This window comes from Endozoicomonas sp. SCSIO W0465, from assembly GCF_023716865.1.
Taxonomy (GTDB): domain Bacteria; phylum Pseudomonadota; class Gammaproteobacteria; order Pseudomonadales; family Endozoicomonadaceae; genus Endozoicomonas.
The window spans coordinates 1,487,086-1,507,145 of the sequence record NZ_CP092417.1; the positions used below are offsets into that span (position 1 = coordinate 1,487,086).

The window sequence follows — 20,060 nt, forward strand, 5'->3', positions numbered from 1 at the left end:
CAGCGCGTCCTCTTCCTACTCCTCTTCCACGAGGTGAGTTATGGACTGTGGATGTGTCTCTGGTAGAGTGGGCGGCTCTGTTCATATCTTGAATGACAACCCTTAGTGAGTTTGGTTCCATCATCAATCAGATAATGGATACGGTATTCATTGCAAACGCAAACAGATGAACAATGGTGGATTTTTCGTTGTCATTGAGGGTCGGCTTTGCCAATGGTTAATCGGAACTCTGGATGTTTAACTTTTTCAGCGCCTGCTGTTCTGATCTCCTCCAGGGCTCAATTTTCTCTTTTAATACTCTTGCAGGGTCTAGACAGGAAGCCTGCTGAAAAAGCGATCGCCATTCGCTTTCAGCCTTTTTCTGCATTCTCATGATGTGCGCTTTTTGCGACAACAATTGTGCTCGCTTTTCACTGCAGGAAAGAAGTTGCATGGCTTCCTCCACATAATTAAAGGCTTGATCCAGTAATGCAGGCTCTTGCAAACCGTTTTCGCTGACACGCTGGCAATAAATCTTGAAACGATGGATTGACTGGGCAAGTGCCTTATCGACCTTGTTGGTGATAGCATCAATATACGTACCAAACTCATGAGTCCCACAATGCAGAATACTTAATGCCAGCCTGAAATGGTCTTTTTGAACATCAACCAACGTATTTTCGGACAGGCATCGTTGGAGGAGGCTTTGGGCTTTATCGACCTTACCCATTATTGCCCAGTGACAGGCCAGCGTGAGGTTCGTCTCATGGTTGTTGCAGGTCCTGCCCGCTTCCGGTTCACCTGCTTCGGTCGATTCTTCCCTGAACGTAGTGATCAGAAGACATTCGGCTTTATCGAGTTTACCCATGATCTGCCAGAGACGGGCCAATCCCAGATTCGTCTCATGGTTCTTGCACGCTCTGCCTGCTTCCAGGTCGCCCGCCGTCCCCGATTCCTGCCGGAACGTAGCGATCAGCAGGCGTTCGGCTTGATCGAGCTTACCCATCATTTGCCAGAGACGGGCCAATCCCAGATTCGTCTTATGATGCTTGCAGGCCTTGCCTTTTTCCAGATCGTCCGCATTCACCGATTCCTGCCGGAACGTGGCGATCAGCAGGCGTTCGGCTTGATCGAGCTTACCCATCATCTGCCAGTGACGGGCCAGGGTAAGATTTGTATCTTGATTCTTACAGGCCCCGCCTGCTTCCAGGTCGTCTGCCTTCGCCGATTCCTGTCTGAACGTGGCGATCAGCAGGCGTTCGGCTCTATCGAGCTTACCCATTACCTGCCAGTGACGGGCCAGTGCGTGATTCGTTTCATGGTTATTGCAGGCCCTGTCTGCTTCCAGGTCACCCGCCCTGGCTGATTCCTGCCTGAACATGGCAATCAGCAGGCGTTCGGCTATGTCGAGCTTTCCCATCATCTGCCAGTAGCGGGCCAGCGTCAGATTCGTCTCATGGTGCTTGCAGGCTCTGCCGGCTTCCAGGTCACCCGGCTGCACCGATTCCTGCCTGAAGGTGGCGATCAGCAAGCGTTCGGCTTTATCGAACTTACCCATCATCTGCCAAAGTCGGGCCAGCCCCAGCTTCGTATCATGGTTCTTGCAGGCTCTGCCTGCTTCCAGATCACTCGGCTGCAGCGATTCTTGCCTGAGGGTAGCAATCAGCAAGCGTTCGGCTTTATCGAACTTACCCATCATCTGCCAGAGACGGGCCAGCGCGATATTTCTATCACGGTACCTGCAGGGCCTGCCTTTTTCAGGGTCGCCCGCTTCCTTTTTAACAATCTGCTTTAGCAGATCTTCTGCCTCTTGATAACGTTCCAGTGCTTGCAGAATCCTGGACTTTGTTATCAAGGTATCGGTCTGGACAGAAGCCGATAGTTGATTTAATACATCCAGTGCCTCTCCGGCCTTTCCGGGCTGGTGATAAAGAGCCCGGGCAAGACCATTGACTTTACGTTCATTCTGGTTTTGAGTCTCCGGTTTGATCGTCTTAAACACCTTAACCGCTGAGTCCCACTGCTTTTTCCTGAGTAAGTCAAACCCCTGAGAAAGAAGCTCCTCTGCATTTCCTGTCGTTGTTACCGCCCTTGTTGCGGCAGATTGATAAGCGTTCCGGGCAGGATTTTGTCTTAACCCGGGGGTGCCAGCAGAGGTTACCGGCCTTACTGTCGCTCCCGGAGAGCCTGACACAATCGCAGCCCAGCTAACGCCTCCTCTTCCGCCAACAGGAAGTGAGCTGTAGACTGGCCCGGAGGATTTTTTACCGATGGTAGAGTAGGCAGTTGCGTTCATGTCTTGACATGACAACCCTTAGCGAGTTTGGTTCCATAATCAATCAGATATTGGAACAGTGGTCATACTGTGTTCACTGCGAATCGGCTTTTGACATCATTAGGGGGGACACAGAATGTGTAACTTTTCCAGCGCCCGCTGCTCTATTTTCCTCCAGGGCTCGGTTTTTTCTTTTAATACTCTTGAAGGGTCTAGACAGGATGCTTGCCGAAAAAGCGATCGCCATTCGCTTTCAGCCTTTTTCTGCATTCTCATGATGTGTGCTTTTTGCGACAACAATTGTGCCCGCTTTTCACTAGAGGAAGGAAGTTGAATTGCCTCCTCCACATAATTGAGGGCTTGATCCAGGAGTATCGGTTCTTCCAAATCATTCTCGCTGACACGTTGGCAATATATCCTGAATCGATGGATTGACTGGGTCAGTGCCTTATCTACACCGTTGGTGATATCACCAATAAAGGTGTCAAATTTATTGGTCCCGGAGTGTAGAATGCATAATGTCAGCTTGTAACGGTCTTTTTGAACATCAACCAACGTATTATCGGCCAGGCATTGCTGGAGCAAACGTTGGGCTTTACCGACCTTACCCATTATCTGCCAGAGACAGGCCAGTGTAAGATTTGTTTCATGGTTCTTGGAAGCCCTGCCTTCTTCTAGGTCGCCCGCCTCCGCTGATTCCTGCCTGAACGTGGCAATCAGCAGACATTCAACTTTTTTGAGCTTACCCATCAGCTCCCAGTGACGGGCCAGCGTGAGATTCGTCTCATGGTCCTGACAGGCCCTACCGCCTTCCAGGTCGTCCGCCTTCACCGATTCCTGCCTGAATGTGGCGATCAGCAAATGTTCGGCTTTATCGAGCTTACCCATTATCCCCCAGTGGTGGGCCAGTGTGAGATTCGTCTCATGGTTCTTGCACGCTTTGCCTGCTTCCAGGTCGCCTGCCGTCGCCGATTCCTGCCGGAACGTGGCGATCAGCAGGCGTTCGGCTTGATCGAGCTTACCCATCATTTCCCAGAGACGGGCCAATCCCAGATTCGTCTTATGATGCTTGCAGGCCTTGCCTTCTTCCAGGTCGCCCGCGTTCACCGATTCCTGCCTGAACGCAGCGATCAGCAGGCGTTCGGCTTGATTGAGCTTACCCATCATCTGCCAGTGACGGGCCAGGGTAAGATTCGTATCGTGATTCTTACAGGCCCCGCCTGCTTCCAGGTCGTCTGCCTTCGCCGATTCCTGTCTGAACGTGGCGATCAGCAGGCGTTCGGCTTTATCGAGCTTACCCATGATCTGCCAGTGACGGGCCAGAGCGAGATTTGTCTCATGGTTCTGGCAGGGTCTGCCTCCTTCCAGATCACACGCCTTTGCCGATTCTTGCCTGAACGTGGCAATCAGCAGACGTTCGGCGTTATCGTGCTTACCCATTATCTGCCAGTGACGAGCCAGAGCGAGATTTGTCTCATGGTGCTGGCAGGGCCTGCCTTCATCAAGGTCACCCACCTGCACCGATTCCTGCCTGAACGTGGCGATCAGCAGGCGTTCGGCTTTATCGAACTTAACCATCATCTGCCAGAGACGTGCCAGCCCAAGATTCGTCTCATGGTGCTTGCAGGCCCTGCCTGCTTCCAGGTCACCTGCCTTCACCGATTCCTGCCTGAACGTAGCGAGCAGCAGGCGTTCGGCTTTATCGAACTTAACCATCATCTGCCAGAGACGTGCCAGCCCAAGATTCGTCTCATGGTGCTTGCAGGCCTTGCCTGCTTCCAGGTCACCTGCCTTCACCGATTCCTGCCTGAACGTGGCGATCAGCAGGCGTTCGGCGTTATTGTGCTTACCCGTCATCTGCCAGTGACGGGCCAGCGCGTGATTCGTTTCATGGTTCTTGCAGGCCCTGTCTGCTTCCAGGTCACCCGCCCTGGCTGATTCCTGCCTGAACATGGCAATCAGCAGGCGTTCCGCTATGTCGAGCTTTCCCATCATCTGCCAGTAGCGGGCCAGCCCAAGATTCGTCTCATGGTGCTTGCAGGCCTTGCCTGCTTCCAGGTCACCCGGCTGCACTGATTCCTGCCTGAAGGTGGCGATCAGCAAGCGTTCGGCCTTATCGAACTTACCCATCATCTGCCAAAGACGGGCCAGCCCCAGATTCGTATCATGGTTCTTGCAGGCTCTGCCTGCTTCCAGATCACCCGGCTGCAGCGATTCCTGCCTGAAGGTAGCGATCAGCAAGCGTTCGGCTTTATCAAACTTACCCATCATCTGCCAGTGGCGGGCCAGTGTGAGATTCGTATCATGGTTCTTGCAGGCCCCGCCTGCTTCCGGGTCGCCCGTCTTTGCCGATTCCTGCTTGAACGTGGCAATCAGCAAACGTTCGGCCTTATCGAGTTTACCCATCATCTGCCAGAGACGAGGCAGCGTGAGATTCACATCATGGTGCTTGCAGGCCCTGCCTGCTTCCAGGTCACCTGCCGTCGTCGATTCCTGCCGGAACATGATGATCAGCAGGCGTTCGGCTTGATCGAGCTTACCCAGCATTTCCCAGAGGCGCGCCAGCATGAGATTTGCCTCACGCCGCTGCTTGCAGGTCCTGCCTTTTTCCGGGTTACCCGCTTCCTTCTTAACAATCTGCTTCAACAGATCTTCTGCCTCTTGATAACGTTCCAGTGCTTGCAGAATCCTGCACTTTGTCATCAGGGTATCGGTCTGGACAGAAGCCGATAGTTGATTTAATACATCCAGTGCCTCACCGGCCTTTCCGGGCTGGTGGTAAAGTGCCCGGGCAAGACCATTGACTTTACGTTCATTCTGTTCTTGAGTCTCCGGTTTGATCGTCTTAAACACCTTAACCGCTGAGTCCCACTGCTTTTTTCCTGAGTAAGTCAAACCCCTGAGAAAGAAGCACCTCTGCATTTCCTGTCGTTGTTACCGCCCTTGTTGCGGCAGATTGATTAGAACTCCGGGCAGGATTTTGTCTTAACCCACGGGTACCCACAGAAGTCACCGGCCTCACTGTCGCTCCCGGAGAGCCTGACACAATCGCAGCCCAGCTAAGGCCTCCTCTTCCGCCAACGGGAGGTGAGCTGTAGACTGGCCCGGATGAGCCTTTACCAATGGTAGAGGAAGCAGTCGCGTTCATGTCTTGAATGACAACCCTTAGCGAGTTTGGTTCCATCATCAATCAGATAATGGAACTGCTGTCATACCGTGTTCATCGCGAACACACAATGGACTCAAAATGATGGCTTATTCTGTGTTGTCAATGCCGATCTGCGTTTGGGCACGTTCCATTGTTTGATTGATGATGGAACCAAACTCGCTAAGGGTTGTCATTCAAGACATGAACACCACTGCTAACTCTACCATCTGCAAAAACTCCGTCGGGCCAATCCATAGCTCACCTCCCGCTGGCAGAAGAGGAGGTGCTAGCTGGGCTGCAGTTGTGTCAGGGTCTCCGGGGGCGGCAGTCAGGCCGGTGACTTCTGCTGGCACCCGTGGGTTAAGACAAAATCCTGCCCGTGGTTCTCATCAATCTGCCGTAACAAGAGCGGTAAAAACGACAGAAAATACAGAGAAGCTTTTTTTTCAGGGGTTTGACTTACTCAGGAAAAGGCATTGGAACTCAGCGGTTAACGTGTTTCAGGCGATCAAACCAGAGACTCAAGAACAGAATGAACGTAAAGCCACTGGTCTTGCCCGGGCACTTTGTCCCCAGCCCGGAAAGGCTAAACAGGCACTGAATTTATTGAATCAACTACCGGCTTCTGTCCAGACCAGCACCCTGCTGACAAAGTCCAGGATTCTGGAAACACTGGAACGTTATCAAGAGGCAGAAAATCTGCTAAAGCAAATTGTTAAAAAGGAAGCGGGCGACCCTGAAAAAGGCAGGCCCTGCAAGCACCATAATACCAATATCACGCTGGCCCGTCTCTGGCAGAGGATGGGTAAGCTCGATAAAGCTGAACGTCTTTTAATCTCTACGTTCAGGCAGGAGTCGGCGAAGGTGTGCGATCCGGAAGCAGGCAGGGCCTGCAAGTACCATGATACAAATATCGCGCTGGCCCGTCTCTGGCAGATGATGGGTAAGCTCGATAAAGCTGAACGTCTTTTAATCGCTACGTTCAGGCAGGAATCGGCGAAGGTGTGCGATCCCGAAGCAGGCATGGCCTGCAAGTACAATGATACGAATCTCACGCTGGCCCGTCACTGGCAGATGATGGGTAAGCACGATAATGCCGAACGCCTGCTGATCGCCACGTTCAGGCAGGAATCGGCGAAGGCAGACGACCTGGAAGCAGGCGGGGCCTGTAAGAATCAAGATACAAATCTTACCCTGGCCCGTCACTGGCAGATGATGGGTAAGCTCGATCAAGCCGAACGCCTGCTGATCGCCACGTTCCGGCAGGAATCGGTGAATGCGGACGATCTGGAAAAAGGCAAGGCCTGCAAGCATCATAAGACGAATCTGGGATTGGCCCGTCTCTGGCAAATGATGGGTAAGCTCGATAAAGCCGAACGCCTGCTGATCGCCACGTTCCGGCAGGAATCGGCGAAGGTAGGTGACCTGGATGAAGGCAGGTCCTGTAAGCACCATGAGACCAATCTCGCACTGGCTCGTCAATGGCAGATAATGGGTAAGCACGATAAAACCGAAAGTCTGCTGATCGCCACCTTCCGGCAGGAATCGGTTAAGGTGGTTGATCTGGAGGCAGGCAGGGCCTGCAAATACCATGATACGAATCTCACGCTGGCCCGTCACTGGCAGATGATGGGTAAGCACGATAACGCAGAACGCCTCCTGATCGCCACGTTCCGGCAGGAATCGGCGCAGCTGGGTGATCTGGATGAAGGCAGGTCCTGCAAGCACCATGAGACAAATCTCGCTCTGTCTCGTCACTGGCAGATAACGGGTATCCACGATAAAGCCGAACGTCTGCTGATCGCCACGTTCCGGCAGGAATCGGCGCAGGTGGGTGACCTGGATGAAGGCAGGCCCTGCCAGCACCATGAGACCAATCTCGCACTGGCTCGTCAATGGCAGATAATGGGTAAGCATGATAATGCTGAACGTCTGCTGATTGCCACGTTCAGGCAAGAATCGGCAAAGGCGTGTGATCTGGAAGAAGACAGACCCTGCCAGAACCATGAGACAAATCTCGCTCTGGCCCGTAACTGGCAGATAATGGGCAAGTTTGATAAAGCCCGGGGTCTGCTCCAACAATGCCTTTGCGATAATACGTTGGTCGATATGCAAAAAGACCGTTACAGGCTGGCATTAGGCATTTTACACTGTGGGACCAATGAATTTGATAGTTATATCGGAAATATTACCAACGGTGTAGATAAAGCACTTATCCAGTCAATCCATCGTTTCATGATTTATTGCGAACGTGTTGCTGACGACGGTTCGCAAGAGAGTATATTACTCGATCAGGCCTTCAATGATGTGGATGAGGCTATGCAACTTCCTGCCACCAGTGAAAAGCGGGCACAATTGTTGTCGCAAAAAGCGCACATCATGAGAATGCAGAGAAAAGCTGAAAGTGAATGGCGCACGCTTTTTCAGCAAGCATCCTGTTTAGACCCTTCAAGAGTATTAAAAGAGAAAACCGACCCCTGGAGGGAAACGGAGCAGCGGGCGCTGGAAACGTTACACATCCTGAGTCCCGTTACATTATCTGATTGATGATGGAACCAAACTCGCTAAGGGTTGTCATGTTAAGACATGAACACAACTGCCTACTCTACCATCGATACAGACTCCTCCCGGCCAATCTATAGCTCACCTCCCGTTGGCGGAACAGGAGGTGTTAGCTGGGCTGCAATTGTGTCAGGCGCTCCGGGAGCGACAGTGAAGCCGGTAAACTCTGCTGGCACCCCGGGGTTAAGACAAAATCCTGCCCGGGGTTCTTATCAATCTGCCGTAACAAGAGCAGTAAAAACGACAGGGGATATAGAGGAGCTTTTTGCTCAGGGGTTTGAATTACTCAGTAAAAGGCAGTGGAACTCAGCGGTTAAGGTGTTTCAGGCGATCAAACCGAACACTAAAAAACAGAATGAACGTAAAGCCAATGGTCTTGCCCGGGCACTGTATCAGCAGCCCGGAAAGGCTGCAGAGGCACTGAATTTATTGAATCAACTACCGGCTTCTGTCCAGACCGGCACCCTGCTGACAAAGTCCAGGATTCTGGAAACATTGGAACGTTATCAAGAGGCAGAAAATCTGCTAAAGCAGATTGTTAAAAAGGAAGCGGGCGACCCAGAAAGAGGCTGGGCCTGCAAGCACCACAGTGCCAATCTTTTGCTGGCCCGCCTCTGGCAGATAATAGGTAAACACGATCAGGCCGAGTGCCTGCTGATCGCTACGTTCAGGCAGGAATCGGCGCAGGCGGGTGACCTGGAAGCAGGCAGGACATGCAAGTTCCATGATACAAATCTGGTGCTGGCACGTCACTGGGAGATAATGGGTAAACTCAATAAAGCCGAATGCCTGCTGATGGCCATGTTCAGGCAGGAATCAAGGCAGGCTGAGGACCCGGAAGCAGGCGGCGCCTGCCAGAACCATGAGACGAATCTTGGTCTGGCCCGCCTCTGGCAGATGATGGGTAAACTGCATCAAGCCGAACGCTTGTTGATCGCTATGTTCAGGCAGGAATCAGCCAAGGCGGGTGACCTGGAAGAAGGCAGTGCCTGTCAGAACCGTGAGACGAATCTCACGCTGGCCCGTCACTGGGAGATGATGGGTAAGCTTGATAAAGCTGAACGCCTGCTGATCGCCACCTTCCGGCAGGAATCGGCGAAGGCAGATGACCTGGAAGCAGGCCGGGCCTGTAAGCACCATGGTACGAATCTCACGCTGGCTCGCCTCTGGCAGATGATGGGTAAGCTTGATAAGGCTGAACGCCTGCTGATCGCCACCTTTAGGCGGGAATCGGTGCAGGCGCGTGATCTGGAAGCAGGCAAGGCCTGCAGGAATCATGAGACGAATCTGGGGCTAGTCTTTCTGTGGGAGATGATGGGTAAACTTGCTAAAGCCGAACACCTGCTGATAGCCACCTTCAGGCAGGAATCGTTTATGGCAGCCGACCTGGAAAAAGGCAGGGCCTGCAAGCACCATGAGACGAATCTTGGGTTGGCCCGTCTCTGGCAGATGATGGGCAAGCTCAATTGTGCCGAGCGTCTGCTGATCGCCACGTTCAGGCAGGAATCGGCGCAGGGGGGCTACCCGGAAGCAGGCAAAACCTGCCAGAACCATGAGACGAATCTTGGGCTGGCTCGTCTCTGGCAGATGATGGGTAAGCTTGATAAAGCCGAGTGCCTGCTAATCAATATGTACAGGCAGGAATCTGCACAGGCAGACGACCTGGAAGCAGGCAGGCCCTGCCAGAACCATGAGACGAATCTTGGACTGGCCCGCCTCTGGCAGATGATGGGTCTGCTCGATAAAGCCGAACGCCTGCTGTTTGCTATGTTCAGGCAGGAATCAACAAACGCGGGTGACCTGGAAGAAGGCAGGGCTTGCCAGAACCATGAGACGAATCTCACACTGGCCCGTCACTGGGAGATAATGGGTAAGCTCGATAAAGCCGAACATTTGCTGATCGCCACATTCAGGCAGGAATCGGTAAAGGCCGGCGACCTGGAAGACGGTAGGGCCTGTCAGAACCATGAGACGAATCTCACGCTGGCCCGTCACTGGGAGCTGATGGGTAAGCTCAAAAAAGTCGAATGTCTGCTGATTGCCACATTCAGGCAGGAATCAGCGGAGGCGGGCGACCTGGAAGCAGGCAGGGCTTGCAAGAACCATGAAACAAATCTTACGCTGGCCCGTCTCTGGCAGATAATGGGTAAGGTCGATAACGCCCAACGTCTGCTCCAACAATGCCTGTCCGATCATACGTTGGTTGATATGCAAAAAGACCGTTACAGGCTGGCATTAAGCATTTTACATTGTGGGACCAATGAATTTGATAGGTGTATTGGTGCTATCACCAACGGTGTCGATAAGGCGCTCACCCAGTCAATCCATCGATTCATGATTTATTGTGAGCGTGTCGGCAAAAACGATTCTGAAGAGCCTGTTTTACTCGATCAGGCCTTCAATTACGTGGAGGAGGCTATGCAACTTCCGTCCACTAGTGAAAAGCGGGCACAATTGTTGTCGCAAAAAGCGCATATCATGAGAATGCAGAAAAAGGCTGAAAGCGAATGGCAATGGCTTTTTCGGCAAGCATCCTGTTTAGACCCTTCAAGAGTATTAAAAGAAAAAACAGAGCCCTGGAGGAAAAAAGAACAGTGTGCGCTGGAAAAGTTAAACATCCCGAGTCCCGCTTAACGATTTGCCAGCTGTTCCATTATCGGATTGATGATGGAACCAAACTCGCTAAGGATTGTCATGTCAAGACATGAACACAACTGCTTATTCTACCACCTATAAAGATTCCTCCGGGCCGATCTATAGCTCGCCTCCCGCTGGTGGAAGGGGAGGTGCTAGCGGGGCTGCGGCTGTGTCTGGATCTCCGGGAGCGGCAGTGAGGCCAGTAACTTCTGCTGGTACCCGGGGGTTAAGACAAAATCCTGCCCGGAACGGTTATCAATCTGCCGTAACAAGAGCGGTAACAACGACAGGAAATACAGAGGAGCTTCTTACTCAGGGGTTTGACTTACTCAGGAAAAAGCAGTGGGACTCAGCGGCTAAGGTGTTTAAGGCAATCAAACCGACGACTCAAAACCAGAATGAACGTAAGGTCAATGGTCTTGCCCGGGCACTTTATCACCAGCCCGGGAAGGCCGGAGAGGCACTGGATGTATTAAATCAATTACCGGCTTTTGTCCAGACCACCACCTTGCTGACAAAGTCCAGGATTCTGGAAGCACTAAAACGTTATCAAGAGGCAGAAGATCTGCTGAAGCAGATTGTTGAGAAGGAAGCAGGCGATTCGGAAAAAGGCAGGGCCTGCAGGCACCATGATACGAATATCACGCTGGCTCGTCTCTGGCAGATGACGGGTAAGCTCGATAAAGCTGAACGTCTTTTAATCTCTACGTTCAGGCAGGAGTCCGCAAAGGTGTGCAATCCGGAAGCAGGCAGGGCCTGCAAGAACCATGATACAAATATCGCTCTGGCCCGTCTCTGGCAGATGATGGGTAAGCTCGATAAAGCTGAACGTCTTTTAATCTCTACGTTCAGGCAGGAATCGGCGGAGGTGTGCGATCCGGAAGCAGGCAGGGCCTGCAAGAACCATGATACGAATCTCACGCTGGCCTGTCACTGGCAGATGATGGGTAAGCACGATAACGCCGAACGCCTGCTGATCGCCACGTTCCGGCAGGAATCGGTTAAAGCGGGGGATCTGGAAGCAGGCAGGGCCTGCAAGAACCATGATACGAATATCACGCTGGCCCGTCACTGGCAGATGATGGGTAAGCACGATAACGTCGAACGCCTGCTGATCGCTACTTTCCGGCAGGAATCGGCGAAAGTGGGTGACCTGGATGAAGGTAGGTCCTGCAAGCACCATGAGACCAATCTCGCTCTGGCTCGTCACTGGCAGATAACGGGTAAGCACGATAAAGCCGAAAGTCTGTTGATCGCCATGTTCCGGCAGGAATCGGTTAAGGCGGGTGATCTGGAAGCAGGCAGGGCTTGCAAGTACCATGAGACCAATCTCACTCTGGCTCGTCACTGGGCGATAATGGCTAAGCACGATAAAGCCGAAAGTCTGCTGATCGCCACGTTCCGGCAGGAATCGGTACAGGTGGGCGACCTGGAAGCAGGCAGAGCCTGCAAGAACCATGAGACGAATCTGGGGCTGTCCCGTCTCTGGCAGGTGATGGGTAAGCTCGATAAGGCCGAACACCTGCTGATCGCTACGTGCAGACAGGAGTCGGTGCAGCCTGGCGATCTGGAATCAGGCAAGGCCTGTAAGTACCATGATACGAATGTCACGCTGGCCCGTCTCTGGCAGATGATGGGTAAGCACGATAACGCCGAACGCCTGCTGATCGCCACGTTCCGGCAGGAATCGGCGAAGGTGGGTGACCTGGATGAAGGCAGGCCCTGCAAGCACCATGAGACCAATCTCGCTCTGGCTCGTCACTGGCAGATGATGGGTAAGCACGATAACGCCGAACGCCTGCTTATCGCCACGTTCCGGCAGGAATCGGCGCAGGTGGGTGACCTGGATGAAGGCAGGCCCTGCAAGCACCATGAGACCAATCTCGCTCTGGCTCGTCACTGGCAGATAATGGGTAAGCACGACAAAGCCGAAAGTCTGCTGATTGCCACGTTCAGGCAAGAATCGGCAAAGGAGTGTGATCTGGAAGAAGACAGACCCTGCCAGAACCATGAGACCAATCTCGCTCTGTCCCGTCACTGGCAGATGATGGGTAAGCTCGATCAAGCCGAAGGTCTGCTGATCGTCACGTTCCGGCAGGAATCAGCGCAGGCGGATGACCTGGAAGAAGGCGGGGCATGCCAGAACCATGAGACGAATCTTGGGCTGATCCGCCTCTGGCAGATGATGGGTAAGCTACATAAAGCCGAACGTTTGCTGATCGCCACGTTCAGGCAGGAGTCGGTGAAGGGCTGCGAACCGGAAGCAGGCAGTGCTTGCAAGAATCATGAGACGAATCTGGGGCTTGCCCTTCTCTGGGCGATTATGGGCAAGCTCGATAAAGCCGAACATCTGCTGGTCACCATGTTCAGGCAGGAATCCGCGAAGGCGGGTGACCTGGAAGCGGGCAGAGCCTGCAAGAACCATGAGACGAACCTCGCGCTGGCCCGTCTCTGGTGGACGATGGGTAAGATTGATAAAGCCCGGCGTCTGCTCCAACAATGCCTTTGCGATAACACGTTGGTTGATATGCAAAAAGACCGTTACAGGCTGACATTAGGCATTTTACACTGTGGAACCAATGAATTTGATAGTTATATCGGAGAATATTACCAACGGTGTAGATAAAGCACTTATCCAGTCAATCCATCGTTTCATGATTTATTGCAAACGTGTTGCTGACGACGGTTCGGAAGAGAGTATATTACTCGATCAAGCCTTCAATGATGTGGATGAGGCCATGCAACTTCCTGCCACCAGTGAAAAGCGGGCACAATTGTTGTCGCAAAAAGCGCACATCGTGAGAATGCAGCGAAAAGCTGCAAGTGAATGGCGCTCGCTTTTTCGGCAAGCATCCTGTTTAGACCCTTCAAGAGTATTAAAGGAGAAAACCGATCCCTGGAGGAAAACAGAACAGCGGGCGCTGAAAAAGTTAAACATCCTGAGTCCCGCTTAACGATTTTGCCAGCTGTTCCATTATCTGATTGATGATGGAACCAAACTCGCTAAGGGTTGTCATGTTAAGACATGAACACAACTGCCTACTCGACCATCGATAAAGACTGCTCCCGGCCAATCTATAGCTCACCTCCCGTTGGTGGAAGAGGAGGCGCTGGCTGGGCTGCGATTGTGTCAGGTGCTCCGGGAGCGACAGTGAAGCCGGTAAACTCTGCTGGAACCGCAGGGTTGAGACAAAATCCTGCCCGGGGTTCTTATCAATCTGTCGTAACAAGAACGGTAAAAACGACAGGGGATATAGAGGAGCTTTTTGCTCAGGGGTTTGAATTACTCAGGAAAAGGCAGTGGGACTCTGCGGTTAACGTGCTTCAGGCGATAAAACCGAATACTCAAAAACAGAATGAACATAAAGTCAATGGTCTTGCCCGGGCTCTTTATCACCAGCCCGGAAAGGCTAAAGAGGCACTGAATTTATTGAATCAACTACCGGCTTCTGTCCAGACCAGCACCCTGCTGACAAAGTCCAGGATTCTGGAAACACTGGAACGTTATCAAGAGGCAGAAAATCTGCTAAAGCAGATTGTTAAGAAGGAAGCGGGCGACCCTGAAAAAGGCAGGTCCTGCAAGCACCATGATACAAATATCATGCTGGCCCGTCTCTGGCAGAGGATGGGTAAGCTCGATCAAGCTGAACGTCTTTTAATCTCTACGTTCAGGCAGGAGTCGGCGAAGGTGTGTGATCCGGAAGCAGGCAGGGCCTGCAAGTACCATGATACGAATCTGGGGCTGGCCCGTCTCTGGCAGGTGATGGGTAAACTCGATAAAGCTGAACGTCTTTTAATCTCTACGTTCAGGCAGGAATCGGGGAAGGTGTGCGATCCGGAAGCAGGCATGGCCTGCAAGTATCATGATACGAATCTCACGCTGGCCCGTCACTGGCAGATGATGGGTAAGCACGATAACGCCGAACGCCTGCTGATCGCCACGTTCCGGCAGGAATCGGTTAAGGCGGGTGATCTGGAAGCAGGCATGGCCTGCAAGTACCATGATACGAATCTCACGCTGGCCCGTCACTGGCAGGTGATGGGTAAGCACGATAACGCCGAACGCCTGCTGATCGCCACGTTCCGGCAGGAATCGGCGAAGGTGGGTGACCTCGATGAAGGAAGGTCCTGCAAGCACCATGAGACCAATCTCGCTCTGGCTCGTCACTGGCAGGTGATGGGTAAGCACGATAAAGCCGAAAGTCTGCTGATCGCCACGTTCAGGCAAGAATCGGTTAAGGCGGTTGATCTGGAAACAGGCAGGGCTTGCAAGTACCATGAAACCAATCTCGCTCTGGCTCGTCTCTGGCCGATAATGGGTAAGCACGATAAAGCCGAAAGTCTGCTGATCGCCACGTTCCGGCAGGAATCGGTGCAGGTGGGCGACCTGGAAGCAGGTAGAGCCTGCAAGAACCATGAGACCAATCTCGCTCTGGCTCGTCTCTGGCAGGTGATGGGTAAGCTCGATAAGGCCGAACACCTGCTGATCGCTATGTGCAGACAGGAGTCGGTGCAGCCTGGCGGTCTGGAATCAGGCAGGGCCTGCAAGCACCATGATACGAATCTCACGCTGGCCCGTCACTGGCAGATGATGGGTAAGCACGATAAAGCCGAACGCCTGCTGATCGCTACGTTCCGGCAGGAATCGGATAAGGCGGGTGATCTGGAAGCCGGCAGGGCCTGCAAGCACCATGATACGAATCTCACGCTGGCCCGTCACTGGCAGATGATGGGTAAGCACGATAATGCCGAACGCCTGCTGATTGCTACGTTCCGGCAGGAATCAGCGAAGGTGGGTGACCTGGATGAAGGCAGGTCCTGCAACAACCATGAGACAAACCTTGCTCTGGCTCGTCTCTGGGAGACAACGGGTAAGCACGATAACGCCGAACGCCTGCTGATCGCCACGTTCCGGCAGGAATCGGCGAAGGTGGGTGACCTGGATGAAGGCAGGTCCTGCAAGCACCATGAGACAAATCTTGCTCTGGCCCGTCACTGGCAGATGATGGGTAAGCACGATGACGCCGAACGCCTGCTGATCGCCACGTTCCGGCAGGAATCGGTTAAGGCGGTTGATCTGGAAGAAGGCAAGGCCTGCAAGCACCATGATACGAATCTCACGCTGGCCCGTCACTGGCAGATGATGGGTAAGCACGATAACGCCGAACGCCTGCTGATCGCCACGTTCCGGCAGGAGTCGGCGCAGGTGGGTGACCTGGATGAAGGCAGGGCATGCAAGCACCATGAGACCAATCTCGCTCTGGTTCGTCACTGGCAGATAACGGGTATGCACGATAAAGCCGAACGTCTGTTGATCGCCACGTTCCGGCAGGAGTCAGCGCAGGCGAATGACTTGGAAGCAGGCCGGGCCTGCAAGTACCATGATACGAATCTCACGCTGGCCCGTCACTGGCAGATAATGGGTAAGCTCGATAAAGCCGAACGTCAGCTGATCGCTACGTTCAGGCAGGAATCGGCAAAGGATTGTGATCTGGAAGAAGGCAGACCCTGCCAGAACCATGAGACAAATCTCGCTCTGGCCCGTCACTGGCAGGTCATGGGTAAGCTCGATCAAGCCGAAGGTCTGCTGATCGTCACGTTCCGGCAGGAATCAGCGCAGGCGGATGACCTGGAAGAAGGCAGGGCATGCCAGGACCATGAGACGAATCTTGGGCTGATCCGCCTCTGGCAGGTGATGGGTAAGCTTGATCAAGCTGAACGTCTGCTGATTGCCATGTTCAGGCAGGAATCGGTGAAGGGCTGCGAACCGGAAGAAGGCAGTGCTTGCAAGAATCATGAGACGAATCTGGGGCTGGCCCTTCTCTGGGAGATTATGGGCAAGCTCGATAAAGCCGAACATCTGCTGGTCACCATGTTCAGGCAGGAATCCGCGAAGGGTGACCTGGAAGCAGGCAGAGCCTGCAAGAACCATGAGACGAACCTGGCGCTGGCCCGTCTCTGGCGGATGATGGGCAAGGTTGATAAAGCCCGGCGTCTGCTCCAACAATGCCTTTCCGATAATACGTTGGTCGATATGCAAAAAGACCGTTACAGGCTGGCATTAGGCATTTTACACTGTGGGACCAATGAATTTGATATTTATATCGGAGATATTACCAACGGTGTAGATAAAGCACTTATCCAGTCAATCCATCGTTTCAGGATTTATTGCAAACGTGTTGCTGACGACGGTTCGCAAGAGAGTATATTACTCGATCAAGCCTTCAATGATGTGGAGGAGGCTATGGAACTTCCTTCAACCAGTGAAAAGCGGGCACAATTGTTGTCGCAAAAAGCGCACATCATGAGAATGCAGAGAAAAGCTGACAGTGAATGGCGCACGCTTTTTCAGCAAGCATCCTGTTTAGACCCTTCAAGAGTATTAAAAGAGAAAACCGAACCCTGGAGGAAAACAGAGCAGCGGGCGCTGAAAAAGTTAAACATCCTGAGTCCCGCTTGACGATTTGAAGTTTGCTTGATGATGGAACCAAACTCGCTAAGGGTTGTCATTCAAGACATGAACGCGACTGCTTCCTCTACCATTGGTAAAGGCTCATCCGGGCCAGTCTACAGCTCACCTCCCGTTGGCGGAAGAGGAGGCCTTAGCTGGGCTGCGATTGTGTCAGGCTCTCCGGGAGCGACAGTGAGGCCGGTGACTTCTGTGGGTACCCGTGGGTTAAGACAAAATCCTGCCCGGAGTTCTAATCAATCTGCCGCAACAAGGGCGGTAACAACGACAGGAAATGCAGAGGTGCTTCTTTCTCAGGGGTTTGACTTACTCAGGAAAAAGCAGTGGGACTCAGCGGTTAAGGTGTTTAAGACGATCAAACCGGAGACTCAAGAACAGAATGAACGTAAAGTCAATGGTCTTGCCCGGGCACTTTACCACCAGCCCGGAAAGGCCGGTGAGGCACTGGATGTATTAAATCAACTATCGGCTTCTGTCCAGACCGGTACCCTGCTGACAAAGTGCAGGATTCTGCAAGCACTGGAACGTTATCAAGAGGCAGAAGATCTGTTGAAGCAGATTGTTAAGAAGGAAGCGGGTAACCCGGAAAAAGGCAGGACCTGCAAGCAGCGGCGTGAGGCAAATCTCATGCTGGCGCGCCTCTGGGAAATGCTGGGTAAGCTCGATCAAGCCGAACGCCTGCTGATCATCATGTTCCGGCAGGAATCGACGACGGCAGGTGACCTGGAAGCAGGCAGGGCCTGCAAGCACCATGATGTGAATCTCACGCTGCCTCGTCTCTGGCAGATGATGGGTAAACTCGATAAGGCCGAACGTTTGCTGATTGCCACGTTCAAGCAGGAATCGGCAAAGACGGGCGACCCGGAAGCAGGCGGGGCCTGCAAGAACCATGATACGAATCTCACACTGGCCCGCCACTGGCAGATGATGGGTAAGTTTGATAAAGCCGAACGCTTGCTGATCGCTACCTTCAGGCAGGAATCGCTGCAGCCGGGTGATCTGGAAGCAGGCAGAGCCTGCAAGAACCATGATACGAATCTGGGGCTGGCCCGTCTTTGGCAGATGATGGGCAAGTTCGATAAAGCCGAACGCTTGCTGATCGCCACCTTCAGGCAGGAATCGGTGCAGCCGGGTGATCTGGAAGCAGGCAGAGCCTGCAAGTACCATGAGACGAATCTTATGCTGGCCCGCCACTGGCAGACGATGGGAAAGCTCGACATGGCCGAACGCCTGCTGATTGCCATGTTCAGGCAGGAATCAGCCAGGGCGGGTGACCTGGAAGCAGACAGGGCCTGCAAGAACCATGAAACGAATCTGGGGCTGGCCCGTCTCTGGCAGATGAGGGGTCAACTCGATAAAGCCGAACGTCTGCTGATCGCCACGTTCAGGCAGGAATCAGCTCAGGCCGGTGCCCTGAAAAAAGGTGGGGCCTGCAAGTACCATGAAACGAATCTCACGCTGGCCCGTCACTGGCAGATGATGGGTCAGCTCGATAAAGCCGAACGCCTGCTGATCGCCACGTTCCGGCAGGAATCGGTGAACGCGGGCGATCTGGAAGAAGGCAAGGCCTGCAAGCACCATAAGACGAATCTGGGGTTGACCCGTCACTGGGAGATGATGGGACAGCTTGATAAAGCCGAACGCCTGCTGATCGCCACGTTCAGGCAGGAATCGTTAAATGTAGACGACCTGGAAGCAGGCAGAGCCTGCAGGAACCATGAGACGAATCTGGGATTGGCCCGTCTCTGGCAGATGAGGGGGAAGCTTGATGAAGCCGAACGCCTGCTGATCGCCATGTTCAGGGAGGAATCGGTCGAGGAGGTCGATCTGGAAGCAGACAGACCCTGCCAGAACCATGAAATAAATCTCGCTCTGGTCCGTCACTGGCAGATAATGGGCAAGCTCGATAAAGCCGAACGTCTGCTGATCGCCACATTCAGGCAGAAATCGACGACGGCAGGTGACCTGGAAGAAGGCAGGGCCTGCAACAATCATGAGACGAATCTGGGTCTGGCCCGTCTCTGGGAGCTTATGGGTAAGCTACATAAAGCCGAACGCCTGCTGATCGCTATGTTCAGGCAGGAATCGGCAAAAGCGGGTGACCTGGAGGAAGGCAGGGCCTGTCAGAACCATGAGACGAATCTCACACTGGCCCGCCACTGGGGGATAATGGGTCAGCTCGATAAAGCCGAACATTTGCTGATTGCCACATTCAGGCAGGAATCGGTGAAGGCGGACGACCTGGAAGACGGTAGGGCCTGTCAGGACCATGAGACGAATCTCACGCTGGCCCGTCACTGGGAGCTGATGGGTAAGCTCAAAAAAGTCGAATGTCTGCTGATTGCCACGTTCAGGCAGGAATCAGCGGAGGCGGGCGACCTGGAAGCAGGCAGAGCCTGCAAGAACCATGAAACAAATCTTACGCTGGCCCGTCTCTGGCAGATAATGGGCAAGGTCGATAATGCCCAAAGTCTCCTCCAACAATGCCTGTCCGATAGTACGCTGGTCGATGCGCAAAAAGACCGTTACAGGCTGGCATTAAGCATTTTACATTGTGGGACCAATGAATTTGATACTTATATTGGTGCTATCACCAACGGTGTCGATAAGGCGCTCATCCAGTCAATCCATCGATTCATGATTTATTGTGAGCGTGTCGGCAAAAACGGTTCAGAAGAGCCTGTTTTACTCGATCAAGCCTTCAATTACGTGGAGGAGGCTATGCAACTTCCGTCCACTAGTGAAAAGCGGGCACAATTGTTGTCGCAAAAAGCGCACATCATGAGAATGCAGAAAAAGGCTGAAAGCGAATGGCAATGGCTTTTTCAGCAAGCATCCTTTTTAGACCCTTCAAGACTATTAAAAGAAAAAACAGAGCCCTGGAGGAAAAAAGAACAGTGTGCGCTGGAAAAGTTAAACATCCTGAGTCCCGCTTAACGATTTGCCAGCTGTTCCATTATCTGATTGATGATGGAACCAAACTCGCTAAG

The 20,060-nt window shown here is 53.0% G+C and carries 9 protein-coding genes; 6 read left to right on the forward strand and 3 right to left on the reverse strand.

Annotated elements, in window-relative coordinates:
* Nucleotides 1-217: 217 nt before the first annotated feature.
* The 3 genes from MJO57_RS06415 to MJO57_RS06425 all read right to left on the reverse strand — a co-directional run bounded on the left by MJO57_RS06415 (nucleotide 218) and on the right by MJO57_RS06425 (nucleotide 5,402).
* Nucleotides 218-2,275, reverse strand: a complete 2,058-nt coding sequence (locus tag MJO57_RS06415; RefSeq protein WP_252023830.1) for a hypothetical protein — start codon at nucleotides 2,273-2,275, stop codon at nucleotides 218-220.
* Between the two features lie 99 nt (nucleotides 2,276-2,374).
* Complete coding sequence (locus MJO57_RS06420; RefSeq protein ID WP_252023832.1) at nucleotides 2,375-5,149, reverse strand: lipopolysaccharide assembly protein LapB; 2,775 nt, start codon at nucleotides 5,147-5,149, stop codon at nucleotides 2,375-2,377.
* The gene (locus tag MJO57_RS06425; protein WP_252023834.1) at nucleotides 5,109-5,402 is read right to left on the reverse strand and encodes a hypothetical protein; all 294 of its coding nucleotides are present in this window, start codon (nucleotides 5,400-5,402) and stop codon (nucleotides 5,109-5,111) included. Before MJO57_RS06425 ends, MJO57_RS06420 begins: the two co-directional genes overlap by 41 nt.
* 303 nt (nucleotides 5,403-5,705) lie before the next feature.
* On the opposite strand from MJO57_RS06425, the gene MJO57_RS06430 reads away from it, so the two are divergent.
* The 6 genes from MJO57_RS06430 to MJO57_RS06455 all read left to right on the forward strand — a co-directional run bounded on the left by MJO57_RS06430 (nucleotide 5,706) and on the right by MJO57_RS06455 (nucleotide 20,007).
* Nucleotides 5,706-7,949, forward strand: a complete 2,244-nt coding sequence (locus tag MJO57_RS06430) for a lipopolysaccharide assembly protein LapB (RefSeq protein ID WP_252023836.1) — start codon at nucleotides 5,706-5,708, stop codon at nucleotides 7,947-7,949.
* Nucleotides 7,950-7,988: 39 nt separating this feature from the next.
* Entirely contained in the window at nucleotides 7,989-10,598 is a 2,610-nt protein-coding gene (locus MJO57_RS06435) for a lipopolysaccharide assembly protein LapB (protein WP_252023838.1), read from the forward strand.
* Between the two features lie 196 nt (nucleotides 10,599-10,794).
* Nucleotides 10,795-13,227, forward strand: a complete 2,433-nt coding sequence (locus MJO57_RS06440) for a lipopolysaccharide assembly protein LapB (RefSeq protein ID WP_252023840.1) — start codon at nucleotides 10,795-10,797, stop codon at nucleotides 13,225-13,227.
* Nucleotides 13,181-13,555, forward strand: a complete 375-nt coding sequence (locus MJO57_RS06445) for a hypothetical protein (protein ID WP_252023842.1) — start codon at nucleotides 13,181-13,183, stop codon at nucleotides 13,553-13,555. The genes MJO57_RS06440 and MJO57_RS06445 overlap by 47 nt, the downstream gene beginning before the upstream one ends.
* Before the next feature lie 71 nt (nucleotides 13,556-13,626).
* Nucleotides 13,627-17,061: a lipopolysaccharide assembly protein LapB gene (locus MJO57_RS06450; RefSeq protein ID WP_252023844.1), complete on the forward strand. Its 3,435-nt coding sequence runs from the start codon at nucleotides 13,627-13,629 to the stop codon at nucleotides 17,059-17,061.
* 57 nt (nucleotides 17,062-17,118) lie between these two features.
* Complete coding sequence (locus tag MJO57_RS06455) at nucleotides 17,119-20,007, forward strand: lipopolysaccharide assembly protein LapB (RefSeq protein ID WP_252023846.1); 2,889 nt, start codon at nucleotides 17,119-17,121, stop codon at nucleotides 20,005-20,007.
* Nucleotides 20,008-20,060: the final 53 nt, after the last annotated feature.

Excerpts from the sequence above, each read along its gene's own strand:
- MJO57_RS06435 (WP_252023838.1), top strand. The coding sequence starts at position 7,989 with ATGAACACAACTGCCTACTCTACCATCGATACAGACTCCTCCCGGCCA.
- MJO57_RS06425 (WP_252023834.1), bottom strand. The coding sequence starts at position 5,402 with ATGAACGCGACTGCTTCCTCTACCATTGGTAAAGGCTCATCCGGGCCA.
- MJO57_RS06445 (WP_252023842.1), top strand. The coding sequence starts at position 13,181 with ATGAATTTGATAGTTATATCGGAGAATATTACCAACGGTGTAGATAAA.
- MJO57_RS06415 (WP_252023830.1), bottom strand. The coding sequence starts at position 2,275 with ATGAACGCAACTGCCTACTCTACCATCGGTAAAAAATCCTCCGGGCCA.
- MJO57_RS06455 (WP_252023846.1), top strand. The coding sequence starts at position 17,119 with ATGAACGCGACTGCTTCCTCTACCATTGGTAAAGGCTCATCCGGGCCA.
- MJO57_RS06450 (WP_252023844.1), top strand. The coding sequence starts at position 13,627 with ATGAACACAACTGCCTACTCGACCATCGATAAAGACTGCTCCCGGCCA.